The 18,140-nt window shown below is 35.7% G+C and carries 18 protein-coding genes and 1 other annotated feature; of the genes, 5 read left to right on the top strand and 13 right to left on the bottom strand.

What is annotated here, in order from left to right:
- Positions 1–11: 11 nt before the first annotated feature.
- The 12 genes from AC4CVH_RS06820 to AC4CVH_RS06765 form a co-directional block, all read right to left on the bottom strand.
- Positions 12–938 (bottom strand): 1-phosphofructokinase family hexose kinase, encoded by a 927-nt coding sequence (locus AC4CVH_RS06820; RefSeq protein ID WP_490787001.1) that lies wholly within the window; start codon positions 936–938, stop codon positions 12–14.
- Positions 939–962: 24 nt separating this feature from the next.
- Positions 963–1,820: a tagatose bisphosphate family class II aldolase gene (locus AC4CVH_RS06815; RefSeq protein WP_490787000.1), complete on the bottom strand. Its 858-nt coding sequence runs from the start codon at positions 1,818–1,820 to the stop codon at positions 963–965.
- Between the two features lie 14 nt (positions 1,821–1,834).
- The gene (locus AC4CVH_RS06810) at positions 1,835–2,875 is read right to left on the bottom strand and encodes a galactitol-1-phosphate 5-dehydrogenase (RefSeq protein WP_490786999.1); all 1,041 of its coding nucleotides are present in this window, start codon (positions 2,873–2,875) and stop codon (positions 1,835–1,837) included.
- The gene (locus AC4CVH_RS06805; RefSeq protein WP_490786998.1) at positions 2,875–4,245 is read right to left on the bottom strand and encodes a PTS galactitol transporter subunit IIC; all 1,371 of its coding nucleotides are present in this window, start codon (positions 4,243–4,245) and stop codon (positions 2,875–2,877) included. Before AC4CVH_RS06805 ends, AC4CVH_RS06810 begins: the two co-directional genes overlap by 1 nt.
- 16 nt (positions 4,246–4,261) lie before the next feature.
- Positions 4,262–4,540: a PTS galactitol transporter subunit IIB gene (gene gatB / locus AC4CVH_RS06800; RefSeq protein ID WP_490786997.1), complete on the bottom strand. Its 279-nt coding sequence runs from the start codon at positions 4,538–4,540 to the stop codon at positions 4,262–4,264.
- A gap of 28 nt (positions 4,541–4,568) precedes the next feature.
- Complete coding sequence (locus AC4CVH_RS06795) at positions 4,569–5,036, bottom strand: PTS sugar transporter subunit IIA (protein ID WP_490786996.1); 468 nt, start codon at positions 5,034–5,036, stop codon at positions 4,569–4,571.
- 18 nt (positions 5,037–5,054) lie between these two features.
- A complete protein-coding gene (locus AC4CVH_RS06790; RefSeq protein ID WP_490786995.1) occupies positions 5,055–7,004 on the bottom strand; it encodes a BglG family transcription antiterminator in 1,950 nt (649 codons plus the stop codon).
- Positions 7,005–7,221: 217 nt separating this feature from the next.
- The gene (locus AC4CVH_RS06785; protein ID WP_490786994.1) at positions 7,222–7,419 is read right to left on the bottom strand and encodes a cold-shock protein; all 198 of its coding nucleotides are present in this window, start codon (positions 7,417–7,419) and stop codon (positions 7,222–7,224) included.
- 240 nt (positions 7,420–7,659) lie between these two features.
- A complete protein-coding gene (asnB, locus tag AC4CVH_RS06780) occupies positions 7,660–9,249 on the bottom strand; it encodes an asparagine synthase B (protein WP_490786993.1) in 1,590 nt (529 codons plus the stop codon).
- A gap of 51 nt (positions 9,250–9,300) precedes the next feature.
- Positions 9,301–9,564 (bottom strand) — a binding site (T-box leader).
- A 59-nt stretch (positions 9,565–9,623) separates the two neighbouring features.
- Positions 9,624–10,925 (bottom strand): pyrimidine-nucleoside phosphorylase, encoded by a 1,302-nt coding sequence (locus AC4CVH_RS06775; RefSeq protein ID WP_490786992.1) that lies wholly within the window; start codon positions 10,923–10,925, stop codon positions 9,624–9,626.
- Positions 10,926–10,939: 14 nt separating this feature from the next.
- On the bottom strand, positions 10,940–12,121 hold the full coding sequence (deoB, locus tag AC4CVH_RS06770; protein ID WP_490786991.1) for a phosphopentomutase: 1,182 nt from the start codon (positions 12,119–12,121) through the stop codon (positions 10,940–10,942).
- Complete coding sequence (locus tag AC4CVH_RS06765; protein WP_490786990.1) at positions 12,108–12,530, bottom strand: cytidine deaminase; 423 nt, start codon at positions 12,528–12,530, stop codon at positions 12,108–12,110. The genes deoB and AC4CVH_RS06765 overlap by 14 nt, the downstream gene beginning before the upstream one ends.
- A gap of 188 nt (positions 12,531–12,718) precedes the next feature.
- Between AC4CVH_RS06765 and AC4CVH_RS06760 the strand changes: the two genes are divergently transcribed.
- From AC4CVH_RS06760 to AC4CVH_RS06740, 5 genes are all read left to right on the top strand, one after another.
- Positions 12,719–13,795 carry an iron-containing alcohol dehydrogenase family protein gene (locus AC4CVH_RS06760; RefSeq protein ID WP_490786989.1) on the top strand — a complete coding sequence of 359 codons (1,077 nt, stop codon included), beginning with the start codon at positions 12,719–12,721 and terminating at the stop codon, positions 13,793–13,795.
- 135 nt (positions 13,796–13,930) lie between these two features.
- A complete protein-coding gene (locus tag AC4CVH_RS06755; protein WP_490786988.1) occupies positions 13,931–14,905 on the top strand; it encodes an HlyD family secretion protein in 975 nt (324 codons plus the stop codon).
- Positions 14,906–14,924: 19 nt separating this feature from the next.
- The gene (locus tag AC4CVH_RS06750; RefSeq protein ID WP_490786987.1) at positions 14,925–15,578 is read left to right on the top strand and encodes an HlyD family secretion protein; all 654 of its coding nucleotides are present in this window, start codon (positions 14,925–14,927) and stop codon (positions 15,576–15,578) included.
- Between the two features lie 14 nt (positions 15,579–15,592).
- A complete protein-coding gene (locus tag AC4CVH_RS06745; RefSeq protein WP_490786986.1) occupies positions 15,593–17,146 on the top strand; it encodes a DHA2 family efflux MFS transporter permease subunit in 1,554 nt (517 codons plus the stop codon).
- A gap of 6 nt (positions 17,147–17,152) precedes the next feature.
- Positions 17,153–17,629, top strand: a complete 477-nt coding sequence (locus AC4CVH_RS06740) for a MarR family winged helix-turn-helix transcriptional regulator (protein WP_490786985.1) — start codon at positions 17,153–17,155, stop codon at positions 17,627–17,629.
- A 41-nt stretch (positions 17,630–17,670) separates the two neighbouring features.
- Here the strand turns inward: AC4CVH_RS06740 and smpB are convergent.
- A partial coding sequence (smpB, locus tag AC4CVH_RS06735) for an SsrA-binding protein SmpB (RefSeq protein ID WP_490786984.1) occupies positions 17,671–18,140 on the bottom strand: 470 nt, incomplete at its 5' end.

Here is an 18,140-nt window from a genome sequence, read left to right as displayed (position 1 = left end):
AGTTTAATCCATTAGATTTTCTCTACTATTATCCTGTCACCTAATTCATTAACTACAGATTCTGTTACAAAGCCACTTTCTTTCTCCATTGCATTTGAAGTCCCGCAAGCTGATGCAAACCTCAAGGCCTGTTCAATTGTATATCCTCTCTGGATAGATACTGCCACTCCTGCAACGTAGGCATCTCCTGATCCTACAGGATTAAGCGCTTTTACTTTTGGAACACTTACCTTGTAAAATTCTCCATTGAATCCTGCGACAGAACCACTGGCGCCTAATGATATTATAACAAACTTTATCCCCTGAGATTGAAATCTTTTTATTTCTTCTACTGCATCTTCTGTCGTAACAACTTTTCTTCCTGTTAAAGCCTCTATTTCATCTCTGTTTGGTTTTATAAAATACGGTTTGCCTTTGATTCCTTCTTTTAAAGGTTCTCCACTTGTATCCAGCAAAAATCTCTTTCCCTGCAAGTTAGCCATTTCTATCAACTTTCTGTAAAAGTCCACTGGAACATTTCCTGGTATGCTTCCAGATGCCACAACTATATCGGCATCTGGAAGCATATTTATATATTTATTCAAAAAATCCTGCTGCTCATTCAAACTTACTTCAGGTCCTGGCTCTAGTATTTCAGTTTGCACAAAATCGTCTGAAATAATGGCCAGACATGATCTTGTTTCTCCTTCTATCAATATAAAATCATGTTTTATTTTATATTGATCCAATTTTTCACTAATAAACTCTCCGCTCTTTCCTCCAAGCAAACCTGTGGCCACACATTCTTCATTCAAGATCGTTATCACATTTGCCACATGTATTCCCTTGCCGCCTGGAGTATTTTGAACCTGCCTTGCTCTTGTAACTTTTCCCTTAACCATGTCTTTTACTTCGTATCTTTTATCCAGGGATGCATTAAGATTTAAAACCAATATCATAAATACTTCCTCCTATCAAGGCTTTTAATATCTGTCTGCACTGCCGCAAACTTCAATTTTATGCTGTACTATTTTCTTCATTGCCTTTTTACCCGGAGTCATATATTTTCTCGGATCATTTTCTCTTGGATTTTTATTGAAAAAATCTTTAACGGCATCTGAAAATGGAATTTTCAAATCTGTTGCAACATTTACCTTGCATATTCCAAGTGAAATTGCCTTTTTGACCGATTCATCCGGTACATCCGAAGCTCCATGCAGTACCAGAGGCACACTGACTTTATTTCTAATTTCCTTAAGCCTTCCAAAGTCAAGTTTTGGCTCTCCCTTATACAATCCATGAGCAGTTCCTATAGCAACTGCAAGCGAATCTATTCCTGTCCTTTCTACAAACTCCGCTGCATCTTCCGGATTTGTGTACATTGCACTCTTGGCATCAACCACTATATCATCTTCTCTTCCACCAAGCTTTCCAAGCTCCGCTTCAACCGTTGCATCATATTTGTGTGCATACTCCACAACTTCTTTAACAATTGTAATGTTTTCTTCAAACTCATGCTTTGATGCATCGATCATACACGATCTGAATCCTATGTCAATATCTTTCTTTATTGCCTGTATGTCTTCAAAATGATCCAAATGTATGGCTATTGGAATATCGTATCTTTCTGCCGCCACTTCCGCCATAACCATTACATAATCCGGTCCTGCATATTCTTCTATTGTCGATGGCGTTCCTGCAATGATTACTGAAGATCTCATCTCCATTGCAGTCTCTGCCACGACTTGTAATGTTTCAAGATTATGAATATTGAATGCAGGTACTGCATATCCTTCTCTTTGAGCTTTTAAAAGCATTTCTCTAGTTGATAATAATTTCATTTTCTACCCCCATTTTATAATATATACATTACTTTCATTGAATTTTGGTCTTTACTGAGCATGGTTTCAAATGCACTATATCCATCCTTCAATTTGAATCTATGAGTTATTATCTTGTCCACTTTTATCTTTCCCGATTCCAGATATTCCACTGCAGCTTTCCATTCACTTCCTGGAAACGGTGCCGAGTATGACATCCACGAACCAGTTACATTCAATTCTCCTCTTAAAATATTCTCAAAAGTTTTATGGTCCATTGTCACATCCTTGTGGGCTGTCCCAACATAAACCACACTGCCAAGTTTATTTACAAGGCCCAATACCTGACTTTGTATAAAGCTCACACCTGCTGTTTCAAATACATAATCAGCTTTTCCATTATCATTGAAGTATTTTGCAACATCTGTTTTAAGGGAATTAATAACTTTATAAGCTCCAAGCTCCTTTGCAACAGACAATTTAAAATCATCTATATCTATTACATATATTTTCTCCAAACCTTTAGCTTTCAGGCACTGCATCAGAAAAATTCCTATTGTACCACAGCCATAGACTATAGCTTTCTTGCCTGCAGTTATATTTACTCTTTCAACCCCATGAAGCGCTACTGTTATTGGTTCTATACAAGCCCCCTGCTCGTAGGTTACATTATCTGTAAGCTTTATAAGGTTTCTGGCTGGTACAGCAACATATTCCGCCATGGCCCCCTGTTCTCTCGAACCTATGAAAGAATAACTCTCACACATGGCCGGATGACCTTTTTGGCAGTTTTCACAATGTCCGCAGGGCACTAGAGGCACCGCCGTAACTCTATCTCCAACCTTATAGTCTTTAACTTTTTCTCCAACTTTCACAATATCTCCTGAAAATTCATGTCCTATTACCTGCGGAAAGCTATGAACTCCTCCGTCTCTTGCACGAGGTATGTCCGAACCGCATATTCCACACGCTTTAACACGAACAAGTACTTTGTCTTCCTGAACTTTTGGAATTTCTATATCTTTGTATACAAGTTTTTTCACATCTTCAATCACAAGCGCCTTCATATATCCCATTATGCCGTCATCTCCTGTTCCTTTTCCATTTCCTTCTTCTTGTTTCTATACCAAAAGTAAGTAAATATCAAACAAAATACATATCCTGCTCCAATTGTTATAAATCCCGGCAAATTAGTTACATTGAACACCTGGGTTAATATATATGTAATTGGCGAACCACCCTGATCCAGTGATGCCACCCTGCCAACTCCATTTTTCAGCTGTCCTGCATTCCGTGCCAATATTGTGTGCAGCCCAATTGTCTGATTCGATATCCATATAGTTATAAACATTATTACACTTCCCGATATCAACGTCCTAAATAAATTACCTTTATGAATGCCGACTGCCATTGCTACAAAGAAACCTATAGTCGCCAGGTCACCAAATGGCAATACTTGATTTCCAGGTACAATCATGGCTATCAATATAGTCAGAGGCATAAATATCAATGATGCTGTAACAACTGTAGAATCTCCCAATAATAATGCTGGATCCAATCCAATATAGAAATTTCCTCCACTGAATCTTTTTTGAAGCATTATCTTGGCTGATTCTGAAACCGGAAGCAGTCCTGTCATGATATGCTTTACAACCTGCGGCATAAGAATTATAACCGCTGCCATTTGTATGCCCAATGTTAAAATTCCCTTGACATCATATCCTGCCAATGCTCCAATCAATACTCCAAGAATTCCACCCATTATTGCAGGGTCGCCAACAACTCCAAATTTATTTGCTATCTTATCTGTACTTATGTTTATGTCTTTTATTACAGGTATTTTATTTAGCAGGCAATCTATCGGAACTGCTACTGGTCCAAACCAGGCCGAAGAACCATGAGGTATAGCGATACCTTCAAGCCCAAAATACTCTTCTGTAACAGGTGAGAACCAGTCTCCAAACTTATAACTTAATGTTGCATGCATGATGATACCTACTACTCCAATCCAAAAGCTTCCTGTGGCTATATTGAGCAAAGCACCTGTAAACGCATAATGCCATATGTTCCATATATCAATATTTACGACTCTGGTAAGCCTAAGCAACAACAAAACTATATTGGTAGCTATCGCTATTGGTATTGCAAACAATGCTATCTTGCTTGCCCAAGTCATTGGTGATGATCCCGGCCACCCCACATCAACTACACTCATACTAAGCCCAAAGTTCTTTGCCATAGATGACGCTGCAGGCGCTAGGTTGTCCAACATAAGGCTCATAACCAAACTTATACCCACAAAGCCTATACCTATCGAAATTCCAGACTTTAGTGCCTTTCCCGGTTTCTGGCCAAGGCACAGTGCCACTACAAAAATTACTATTGGAAGCATTACCGATACTCCAAGATTTACGAAAAACTGAATAACATTTAATACTGTTTGCATAATAATTATTCCCCCTTTATTTTAAATAACTTAAAATCTTCTCCTCTACAGCTTCTCTATTTATTCCAGTTAAAAATGCCATGCCGTTTACATATGGAATTCCATCAAATTTCTTTTTCATCCTGGCCGTTGTAACAATTAAGTCTACTCCATCGCATCTGCTTTCTATCTCCGACATCCTTATTTGTATTATTTCTATTTTGACGCCGTTTTTTTCACAAAGATCCTTTATTGCATTTGCCGCTACCGTTGAGGTCGCCACAGCTCCACCGCATGCTACTATTATTTTTTTCATAATTTTTTCCTCCTAAAAATTAATATTTTTAATTGCATATCAAGTTTTTTAATATTAAATTCTTTATTTCAGATTTACTTGGTGCATTTATTAGCTCATCCATTACCTTTTCTTTCTGAAACATTATAAACAAGCTTTGAAGCATTTTTAAATGATCGTTAGGATCCTTTAATGCCAGCATAAATGCCATACTTACATATACATCATCTCCCGTCTCCATATTTGAAAACCGGACTGGATTTTTAAGTTTTAAGATAGATATACCATTCTTCAAAACGTTGTCAGGATTTGCATGTGGTATTGCAATTCCCATGTTTTTCAATTCCAGTCCTGTTGGAAAACTTTCCTCCCTAATTAGCACATCATTTATATATTGTTTTTTAATATATTTATTGTCTAAAAATGTTTTTCCCAAATATTCAATAACTTCTTTATAATCTAAATCTTTTTCTGCTGTATTTATTAATTCATCTCGTATTAAATCGTTTATATCCATATTGACACTCCCTTAAAGTTATCCTATAAAACTATTCATGAACTTATCATAATCCTTATGTTTTATTAACTCCTTCACGCCTCCCTTTTCTACTAAATAATTGAATAACTTCATAAATATAATTTCCCACAATTTAAATTTATCCTTTGATATGCTTATTAAAAATACAACTTGTACATGATGCTCAGCCCACATTATAGCCCTGTCCAAAACTAAAATTGCTATGGAAGACACCTTCATATCATTATCTATGGGATGCGGTACTGCCACCAAATGTCCAAGTTCTGTTGATGACATATCTTCTCTTTCTATAACCGACTGTCTTGTGGCCCCAGTCATAAATCCTTTTTTAATCATTTCACCTGTCAAAAACTGTATTACTTCTTCCTTGGTCTTCAGACCCTTTTTCCTGTAAAAACACTCTTTTCTAAAAAACTCTTCATATTTTAATTCATTGCCATCTTTTTTTCCCATTATAAGATTTTCAATTTTTCTTACTTCACTGTCATTTAAAAGGTTGCTGACTTCTATTATCTTTTCTGACTTTATATTTTTAATAGGCACTGTGGTCAGTATCATATCCACATTATCTACAATTTTCTTATCCATCTCATACAATGAAATTGTTCTAAGCACTTTTATTTTATTTTTAAAGTATTCTTTTATTTTTTCTCTAATTAAAATTGCAGTTCCGATTCCACTTGAACACACTATAATTGCGGTTTTAAAATTAATTTCATTATTTATTCCTTTTCTGCTCAATGCTGCCCCAAAATGTATTGCAATAAATCCAATTTCATTTTCATTTACCTCTATATTTTCTTTTTCCTCTATTACCTTACTTGCTATAACAGCTATTTGAAATGCTAACTGGTAGTTGTTCTTTATAACCTCCAGCATTTCATTTCTGATATTCATATCAAATTTCATTCTGTTTATTGCCGTTTTCAAATGTATCTTTAATCCTTCTATAAGTTGTGTATCATTATTAAAATCAATATTTGCAACTTCATCTATTTTATCTATAATGAGCTTGATTATATGTTCATACTCTTCATCAGTTTCATTATGGTCTATTTCAGAATACTTTTTGCTTGCTATTAAATGCTGTGTAATATAATAAACTTCTATCTCCATCATATCCATATTTAACTCTTTATAAATTTCTTTCATCAATTCATTTACTATTTTATATTCCTTTGTTTTCTCAATCGCACTCATTTGATCTATTGTATACATTATCAAATTTCTATTATTTGACCTTTCAATCATTATGGCAATGTGAATCATCATATTTTTGAAAGCAGCATCTGTGAGCTTGATGGAATACTTTGATATGATCTTGAGCATGATTTTTCTAATTTTATTCAAATCTATCTTTTTAAATATATCCCTGTAAAACTCATTGTCTTCTATATTGTAATTTTCTGTACTATTAAAAATATATTCAGAGATACAATACCGTATTTGAGATTCATTGCCATAAATCATCATTCCTTTTGATTTGTAACTGATTATTTTCAAATCATATTCAGCTAATTTTTTTTCAACTTCTTTAAGATCATTTTTTAGTGTAGACAAACTTACAAACATTTCATCAGCTAAATCCATCTGTGTTATTTGTTCATCATTTAATGCATTAAATAACAATTTGGTTATTATATAAGAACTTCGTTCCTGCGGCACGGAAACCTTTACTTCAAAAAGATGATTAGCTTTCTTGTCATTTACCATAAATTTATCAAATGCTTTTTTATCTCTAATTTCCAACTTATAACCTTTTGACTTATCCGAATTTATTATTCCTATTTTTCCTTTTAACAGATAATTCAAATTTTTTATGTCAGTTCTTACTGTTCTTGAAGATACCCCTGTGAGTCCCGATATTTCCTTTCCAGTTAAAAAATCTTTGCTGTTTAACAATAGCTTTAAAATTTTAACAAGTCTTTTGTTCTGTATATTTACCATTCAAATCCCTCCGGTATGATTAGATTCTATCATTACTTGTATTTTCAACATAGTTAATTTATTTCCTATCAGTTAGGAAATAAATTAACTATATAATGACAATATAAAATGGTGGCTTATCTAAATATAGATAAGCCACCATTCCTGATGTAAATTCTTATATAATTTTGACCATATTTCATGCACAAATAATAAAATCAATGTGCTTTTATTTCAATTAAAGAATCGAAATGTTTTCTGCCTGTGGTCCTTTTTGTCCCTGTGCTATATCATAGGAAACTTTCTGACCTTCTTCAAGTGTTTTGTAACCATCTGAATTTATCTGTGAATAATGTGCGAAAGAATCCTTTCCATCATCTCCTGTAATAAATCCATATCCTTTTTCTCCATTAAACCATTTTACTGTACCTGTCATTATAATAAGTACCTCCTAAATTTTATTTCTTAAATTTTCTGTAATAAATCCATCAAATAAAATTTCCATATTAATGTACATATTATAACTATAAGTACTTTATCTATTGAAACATATTTTCATTTAAATTAATTACGGTTCATTTAAGTTACCTGTTAATTATAACATATATCAATATGTAATTCAAATTTTCCCTTTTGTGTAAAAAAAATAAATCCAATAAGTGTAAATTAACAGTTATTACTTTCCACTGTCACCATAGTTTGAAAGTACTCTGGCACTAGGATCATCTACATTGCAGCCTTCCCACTCCTTGTTAGGCATCCAGAAATCCTTTATCATCTCTGCCTGTCCTGAATAATACTTTTCAAATATTTCTCTATATAGAAGTGACTCTTTCGTAAATGGTTTTACATGATACTCATATTTTGAACATGCTTTTTCAAACTCCTCGTCCGAATAGATTTTCTCCGCATATTCCTTAAGATAATCAACCATTGAATGACCTACTGCATCACTAAACGCTGCTTTTTCACGATATAATATATCATGTGGGAGATATTCTCCTTCAAAAGCATGTCTCAAAAGATATTTTCCTTTGTTGTATTTGTTCATCTTCTTTTCAGGATCAACGGACATAACATATTTAACAAAATCAATATCTCCAAAAGGCACTCTTGCCTCAAGTGAATTTGAACTTATGCATCTGTCTGCACGAAGTACATCATACATGTAAAGCTCTCTAATTCTTTTTTGTGATTCCTTCTGAAATTCTTCTGCATTAGGTGCAAAATCAGTATATTTGTATCCGAAAAGTTCATCCGAAATCTCACCAGTTAAAAGAACCCTTACATCTGAAATTTCGTGTATTTTCTTGCAGAGAAGATACATTCCCATGCTGGCTCTTACTGTAGTTATATCATAAGTTCCAAGAATCTTTATAACTTCATCCAGAGAATCAATTACTTCTTCTTTCGTCATATATACAACTGTATGATCACTATGTATGTAATCTGCTACTTCTTTTGCATATTTGAGGTCTATTGCGTCTTCAGTCATGCCTATTGCAAAAGTCTTTATAGGCTTTGAAGGACTCATCTTTTGTGCAATTGAACATACAAGTGAGCTATCAAGTCCTCCACTTAAAAGGAATCCTACAGGAGCATCTGCATCCATTCTTTTCTCAATACCTGCAACAAGTTTTTCATGTATGTTTTTACATATAGTTTCAACATCATCCGTTCTATAGCTTCCCTGTGTCTCCGCAATATCACAATAACATGTGAATTTTCCGTCTGCATAGTAGTATCCTGGCGGAAAAGCCGTGATTTTATCAGTAAGTCCTACAAGATTTTTTGCCTCACTTGCAAACATTATCTTTCCCGAACCGGAATAACCGTAAAACAGAGGACGTATTCCGATCGGATCTCTTGCTGCAATATAGCTGTCCTTCTCCCCGTCATATATAACTGTTGCAAATTCCGCATCAAGCTTTGAAAACATGTCGAGACCGTATTCGTAATACATTGGAAGAAGTATTTCACAATCACTGTTTGAAATAAACTTATGGCCTTTTTTTATAAGCTCATCCTTTATTTTACGAAATCCGTAAATTTCTCCGTTGCATATAGCCGCATCATTTTTCCTTGTAAAAGGCTGCATTCCACTAAAGCTCAAGTCCATAATTGAAAGTCTCTGAAACCCCAGGATACCTGAAGGAAGCGTAAGAATCTCCATCATATCCGGTCCTCGTGATTCTGTCTTCTGCAGCGCCGCCGCAAATTTTTCATATTTGATATCTGTTCCTGTATAACACATAATTGTACACATTTTGATCAACATTCCTCCTTAAACATAAAAACAGCATCAATTCATCTAAAACAATAGGACGAATTGACGCTTATCCGCGGTGCCACCTAAGTTACCACATAACGATTGGGTCTCTTTCCAGCTACTACTGGTATCCAAATAACGCATGGACTACGATGCACCTACTTTTAACTGAACATTATAAAATGTTCACACAATAATTTCAGTTTACAGCTTCGGAGTGTTATTCAAAAAAACCCTGCCATCCAGTTTTCACTATTCCGGACTCACTTTAGGTGGAATATTTTTTCTACTTGTCTCCATCATAACTTTTATTCGATAAGTTTAATTCTAAACTGTGTACATATCTTTGTCAACACCTTTTTACAGTAAAATCATTCCATTATAATCTTGTGTATCAAAACTGGTCTTTCCCTGCAGGTTCCAATTGAAACGCCTTCGTAAATCATGTTTTTTATCTTTTCAATATGTTCATCATCAGAATACAGCACCATGAGCGTTTCACCCTTTTCAACCCTGTCTCCAACTTTCTTTTTAAGAACTATTCCAACTGCAGGATTTATATTATCCTCTTTATAAGCCCTTCCCGCCCCAAGAAGCATTGCCGCCATTCCAATTTTATCGGCTGTAATGTGTGAAACATATCCGCTTCTTTGTGCAGGAACCAGAATTTTATATTTTGCCTGTGGTAATTTTTCAAAGTTGTCGGCAACTGATGGATCTCCTCCTTGATTTTTTAAAAACTCCTTAAACTTTTCAAGTGCAGCTCCACTATTTATGGAATCAAGAAGATTACCTCTTGCCTCTTTTAGAGTTTTTGCTTTTCCAGCAAGTACAACCATCTGACTTCCAAGAGTCAAAACAAGATCTGTAAGATCCTGCGGTCCTTCTCCCTTTAATGTATCAATTGCTTCTTTCACTTCAAGTGCATTTCCAATTGCAAATCCAAGAGGCTGCGACATGTCTGATATTACTGCCATCGTTTTTCTTCCAACCCTGTTCCCGATTTCAACCATAGTCCTTGCAAGTTTTTCAGCTTCTTCCTCTGTTTTCATAAAAGCTCCAGCACCTGTTTTAACATCAAGCACAATGGCATCCGCACCTGCGGCAATTTTCTTGCTCATTATTGAACTCGCAATAAGTGGAATTGAATTTACAGTTCCCGTAACATCACGAAGTGCATATAATTTTTTATCAGCAGGTGTTAAATTTCCCGTCTGCCCCATTACCGCCAATTTGCTTCTGTTTACAAAATCAATAAACTGCTCTTTTGTAAGTTCAACGTGAAAACCATCTACCGATTCAAGTTTGTCAATAGTTCCACCTGTATGCCCAAGTCCACGTCCGGACATTTTTGCAACCGGTACACCAAGAGAGGCAACCATAGGTGCAAGTACGAGAGTTGTCGTATCTCCAACTCCACCTGTAGAATGTTTATCCACCTTTATGCCTTCAATTTTAGATAGGTCTATAGTCTCCCCTGATTTCACCATTTCCATTGTAAGGTCAGCAATTTCATGATTCGTCATCCCCTGAAAATAAATGGCCATAGCAAGCGCACTTGCCTGATAATCTGGTATTATACCCTCTGTATATCCTTTTATAAAGAATTTAATCTCTTCTGCCTTTAATTCTCCACCGTCACGCTTTCTTTCAATTATATCCACCATTCTCATTTGCATATTTCACCTCACACCAATTCTTTCAAAAAACTCTGGCCATATTTTGGCATTTTTATCCCGAAATTATCTGAAATTGTAGCCCCTATGTCTGAAAAAGTTTTGCGTATTCCAAGACTTTTCACCTGCTCAAGCTTTTTTGAATATACAAGCAGAGGAACAAATTCACGGGTATGGTCTGTTCCCTTGTATGTTGGATCATTCCCATGATCCGCAGTAATTACAAGCAGATCATCTTTCCCAAGTTTTTCAAATACTTCAGCAAGTCTTCCATCAAACTCCTCTATGGCCTTTCCATATCCAAACGGATCACGCCTATGTCCATACATGGCATCAAAATCAACAAGATTCGTAAAACTTATGCCATGAAAGTCTTCATCAAGAATAGATATAAATTTATCCATTCCATCCATATTGGATTTTGTTCTAACAGCCTTTGTAACTCCCTCGCCGTCAAATATGTCTCTGATTTTCCCAATTGCAATAACATCCATTGCCGAATCCTTCAAATAATCCATTACAGTTCTTCCAAAAGGCTTAAGAGCATAATCATGTCTGTTTGAAGTTCTTTCGAATGTATCCCTCGTTTTTCCTACAAAAGGCCTCGCAATTATCCTTCCAAGTTTATACGGTTCATCAAGGGTTATGCTGCGACAATAGGCACATATGCTGTAAAGTTCATCAATCGGTATAACTTCCTCATTTGCAGCTATCTGAAGTACTGAATCCGCAGAAGTGTATACAATAAGTTCTCCTGTTTCAAGTTGTCTTTCCCCAAGTTCTTTTATAATCTCAGTTCCACTTGCAGGCTTGTTGGCTATGACTTTTCTTCCCGAAAAATTCTCAATCTTTTGTATAAGCTCATCTGGAAATCCATCTGGAAAAACTTTAAATGGTTTGTCAATATAAAGCCCCATCATCTCCCAATGTCCGGTCATTGTATCTTTTCCCCTAGATGACTCCTGCATCTTTCCAAAATAGGCCTTGGGGTTTTCCATCTTCTTTACACCTTTTACAGGATATATATTTGACAGTCCCAAAGATTCCATGTTTGGTATATTGAGACCCCCGGTTTTCTCTGCAATATGTGCCAGAGTATTTACCCCAAAATCGCCAAACTCTCCTGAATCCGGTGATTCTCCAATACCAACAGAATCCATGACTATAACATGTATTCTTCTAAACTTCTCCATCCAAACTCCTCCCTGCAGACATCATTGAATTATTAAAAGCCCCAGGCAACAATTCATCCAAGGTTTTCACTATATATTCATCTTTTCCTTTTCCAAGTATTATCTCTGCATCCTTTGAAGCAAATTCTGATATTACCTGTCTGCAAATGCCGCAGGGATAAGTATAATCATTTTCCGCACCCACAATAGCAATTGCCTTTATACTGCGATTTCCCTCGGATACAGCTTTGAATATTGCAGTTCTTTCTGCACAATTCGTCGCACCATATGAAGCATTTTCTATATTACACCCTGTGTAAATCCTGCCATCTTCAGCAAGTACGGCTGCGCCGACGTTAAAATTCGAATAAGGTGTATATGCTTTTTTCCTACCCTCAAAAGCTTTTAAAAGCAGTGCTTTATAATTCATGTAAAATCGCCTCTTTCTATAAATATATTATATAATCCTTTGTGAAGTACTACAACTTATAGTAACATCTCCAATCGTTATAAAACAATAAATCAAATCCTAAAAATGTTTAGAGTGCTTTACAAAATTCTTGACATAATAATACATAAAACTTATAATTATGAACAAATCGATTTAGGGGGCTAAAAATGAATAATTACAATGTATATTTACCAAGTTATAGCATAGGAGACAATGTTTATGAAAAAATTCCTGAAATTTGCGAATCCTATGGCAAAAAAGCTGTAGTAGTTGGGGGCAAAACCGCTATGGCAAAAGCAAAAGAAGCACTATTACGCGGCATAAAAGGATCTAATATAGAAATACTTGATTTCGTATGGTATGGTGGGGATTCTACCTACGAAAATGTTGAAATTCTAAAAAAAAATTCTGTAGTATCAAAAGCCGACATGATCTTTGCAGTAGGCGGTGGACGAAGTCTTGACACCAGCAAAACCATGTGCAATCAAACAGGGCAAGCTATATTTACATTTCCTACTATAGCATCAAACTGTGCACCTGTAACAAAAGTAACAGTAATGTATGATTCAAATCATGTATTTAAGGAGCTGTACTTTCCAAAGAAACCTGCATCCCACTGTTTTATAAATACAAAAATAATAGCTGAAGCACCAAATACTTTTATATGGGCCGGAATAGGCGACGCTCTTTCCAAAGAATACGAGTGCACCTTTTCTTCAAGAGGCGATGAACTTGACCACACAAATCTTTTAGGAGTAGACATAAGTAGGAATTGTGTTGAACCACTCCTAAAGTATGGGAAAAAAGCTTACGAAGATGCAAAACTCCATAAAACATCTTTCGAGCTGGAACACATAATTTTAAACATTATAATAACTACAGGTCTTGTTTCCGTCCTTGTAATGAACGATTACAACAGCTGCCTTGCACATTCCATATACTACGGCTGTACATCAATAGAAAAAGTAGGAGAACATCATCTTCACGGTGAATTGGTATCCTATGGCGTTCTTGTAATGCTTACATGTGACAGACAATTTCAAGAACGCGACAGAGTGTACAAATTCAATAAAAGTATAGGTCTACCTACATGCCTTTCAGACATTGACATTGAAAACAACAATGATGTAGAAAAAATTCTTGATAAGGTAATGGAAACCAATGACATAAAACATGTGCCGTGCGAAATAACACGTGATATGGTGTATGATGCAATAATAGACGTGGAAAAGCTCAAGAAATAAAAAATTTATACGAATCCTTCCTAACAAAACTATTTAGAATAATTTTCTTGTATATGAAAATAAATCATTGTATAATGATTATTGTTATTATGCGAACAATAATCATTATAATAGTTTTTACAGGGAGGATTTTTAATGAAAAAAGTTACTTTGTTTTGTCTTGCTGCAGTTATTGTTTTAAGCGGTTGCTCCGCAGAAAATTCTAAAAGCAGTAAAAAGACTATAAACGATACTTCACAACAAACAAATGAACAGTACATACTTGGTGGTAAAATATCTACAAATGAAGAAGCTGATGTAACTTCAAAAGTATCTGCAAAGGTTGATCAGATATCAGTTGATATTGGATCAAAAGTAAAAGAAGGAGATGTATTAATAAAACTTGATACAAAAGACCTCCAATCACAAGTAGATGAGGCACAAGCCGCAGTAGCTACTGCAAAAGCAAATCTAACGAATGCAAAGAACAGCACACGTCCCGAGCAAATCAATGAAGCCCAGATTTCTCTGAACAATTCATATCAGAATTATGAAACAGCAAATAAAAATTATAACCGGATACAATCACTTGTAAAAGCAGGTGCCTCAACCGAGCAGGAACTTGACTCTTCAAATCAACAATTATCCTCTGCAAAAGCACAATACAACACTGCAAAGGAACAGCTTGCCATGCTCAAAAACGGACCTACAGAATCGAGCATAAACGTATTTCAAGCACAGGTAAACCAAGCTGAAACCGCACTTAAAGCAGCTGAAACTGCTCTTAGTAATTCAGTTATAACTGCTCCAATCTCAGGAAGTGTAAGTGCAAGATCTGTAAATACAGGCGATACTTTAAGCCCCGGCGTTTCCGCAATTTCCATAGTCAACCCTACAAATCTCTTTATAAACGCCTATGCACCCCTTGACGTTGCATCCCAATTGTCTGTTGGACAATCTGTAAACATCAAAGTGTCCGAACTACCGGACAAAAAATTCAATGGGAAAATATCTGTTATAAACTCGCAAGTTAATTCTCAAAGCAGAGATATTCTTGTTAAAGTTACAATCAACAGCAAGGATTCAAAGTTAAAACCTGGAATGTTTTGTGAAATAGCACTGCAAAAATAAAGAAGGAAGGCTTGATAGCATGAAAAACAAGAAAAATGGCTTAATCATTATAATTTTAGCTGCAATTGTGGTATCATTATCCAGTATAGGTTTTTACTATTGGTATCAAAATACATATTATGTTTCAACTGATGATGCTCAAGTTAGTGCCGACTTTGTATCTGTAACTCCACAGATAAGCGGCAAATTGCTTGAACTTAACATAGAAGAGGGTGACAAAGTTGTAAAGAATCAGATACTTGCCCGTCAGGATTCTTCAAGTATTCCTGACTCAAACATAGACCAGTCACTTATAAGATCACCTATAGACGGAATAGTTGTTAAAAAGCAGGGTACAATAGGCGAAATCTGGTCGCCCGGACAAACTCTTGCAACACTTGTAGATCCAAACAAGCTTTATATAACTGCTAATATTGAAGAAACAAAGCTTGGAAGAATACGACTTGGACAAAAAGTTGACATAACAATAGATCAATTCGCCTCTCAAAAATTTACAGGTAAAATAAAATCTATTGGCCAATCAACCCAGTCTGCACTGTCACTTCTTCCATCCTCTACAAGTGGAACATTCACCAAAGTGGTTCAAAGAATACCAGTAAAAATACAACTTGATAAATTCAACAACAAAATACTTCCTGGAACAAATGCAGTTGTAAAGATTCACGTAAAATAAAGAGGTGATTTGAAATGGAACAAAATAAGACTACTTCCATGTACAGCTGGTTATCTCTTATAGTAATAGTAATAGGTACATTTATGTCTATCCTAGACAGCAGCATTGTAAATATTGCTATTCCTAAAATTATGACTGTATTTGGCATATCAATGGATGACTCGAAATGGATACTTACATCCTACACTCTCGCTCTAGGTGCAATCATACCTTTGACCGGATACCTTCAGGATGTATTCGGCTCAAAGAAAATATACATGTTCGCATTAACAGTTTTTACTATAGGTTCAATGCTGTGCGGTTTTTCCTGGAACAATACATCAATGATATCATTTAGAATACTGCAGGCAATCGGCGGTGGAATGATAATGCCTGTTGGGATGTCTATGATTTATCAGGTATTTCCAAAAGAAAGAATAGGTCTTGCACTTGGAATCTGGGGCATAGCTTCAATGGCTGCTCCTGCCATCGGACCTACTCTTGGCGGATATATAATAGAAAAGCTTGATTGGAGACTAATATTCAATTTAAATGTACCTATTGGCATAATAGGTGTAATTCTAGCAGCAATAATTTTAAAGGATACATCTTCAAAAAAATCAAAACCCTTTGACATCATTGGATTTGCATCTTCAACTGTTGGACTCGTAAGTATACTTTACGTACTAGGGGAATGGCCTTCAATTGACTGGTCAAATGCTTTATATCCAATACTGCTTACTCTTGGCTGTCTGTGCATGCTTTTGTTTGTTGTAAATGAACTTACGCACCCTGATCCTCTTTTGGATCTTGGAATATTCAAACTTTTTAACTTTACAGTGAGCCAGGTTATAGTTTGTATTTTAACACTTTCCCTCATGGGTGGAATGTATGTAATGCCTTTATTTTTGCAAAATATCCGCGGTTACACGGCTATACACACCGGTCTTATAATGCTTCCCCCTGCAATAGTCATGGGACTTCTCATGCCAATAAGCGGAATGTTGTTTGACAAGCTGGGCTCGAAACCTATTGTAATACCTGGTCTTGTAATACTTGCAATAAGTTCATATCTCCTTTCAAGTTCAATAAACATGAACTCGTCAAGTGAATTTATAATGCTCATACTATGCATAAGATCAATTGGTATAGGTATTGCAATGATGCCTATAAACACTGAAGGAATGAACTGTGTGCCCCAGGCCCTTATCTCAAAGGCATCTGCAATATCAAGCACTATAAGGCAGGTATGCAGCTCTCTGAGTATAACTATAACCACTGTAATCATACAAAACAAAACCAATTACAATTATTCAAAGTTGTCAGAACAGATAACCATTTACAATAAAGCTTCAAACAACACCATTAGTTCTCTTACAAATGCATATGTTCAATCAGGTTTACCGGCCTCTTCCGCAAAAGCATCCGCACTCGGAAAACTGACCCAGCTTCTGCAAGGGCAATCTACTATAGACGCCATGGCATATGCAATATGTGTAACCGCTGCAGTAGTGATAGCAGCCATATTTCTTTCATTTTTGATAAGGGGCAAGAAAAGAATATCCAAAACTATCAAAGTAGGTGATTAAAACAATATGTGTCCAAAAAAGGATTCATTGGAACAAAACGAAGAGACATATTTAAAGAATGCAGAAAGGATGATATCCGCATTCAAGAGCATACGCAGAAAACTTGACATGAAGTTAAAACAAAATGCAGACGAATTTGGGCTTACAGTTCAGCAGTTTACAGTTATAATCCATCTGTACAATAATCCCGGTATAACATTGAATCAGCTTAGCAAGCACATGATGCTTACAAAAAGTACAGTTTCGGGAATAATAGACAGACTTACAAAACAAAATGTAGTTGTGCGTGAAATACCCGAGCACAACCGCAGGATTGTAAAATTATCTCTTTCCCGCCAATTCAAAGAGGAACATGACATATTGGCCATGAAACACAAGTTCATCTTTGATTTCGTTTCAAACACAATAAAAGATATGGATTCTTCAGATGTTGAAAGGTTTATCCTGTCCCTGGAACATTTTTCATCCATAATAAAGGTCTAAACTTAAAGCCCACGGCTAACTGCCAGGGCTTTATCTTTTTCCTATCTGTATCTTTCCTTCATCTGTCTCTCTATATCACGTTTGGCCGCCTTTTCCATAAGCGAATTTCTCTTATCATAATCCTTCTTGCCTTTTACAACTGCAAGATTGACCTTTACACGTCCTCTCTTCAAATACAGGGACAGCGGAATTATAGTATATCCCTTCTGTGTGGTATAACCAAGAAGTCTGGATATCTCACTTTTATGAAGCAAAAGCTTTCTCGTTCTAAGTGGATCTTTATTATATATGTTTCCCTTCTCGTAGGGGCTTATATGCATATTCCGTACAAAAATTTCTCCATTCAGTATATCAGCATAGCTGTCTTTTAAATTGGCCTTTCCTTCTCTTATTGACTTTACTTCAGTTCCAACAAGTTCAATGCCCGCCTCCATACATTCTTCAATAAAATAATCATGTCTTGCCTTCCTGTTTTCGGCAAGAGTTTTGTTTCCTGTAGATTTTTTAGGCA

This window comes from Clostridium pabulibutyricum, assembly GCF_058242705.1.
Note: the sequence above shows the minus strand (reverse complement) of the source record. Positions and strands in the feature narration are given on the sequence as shown.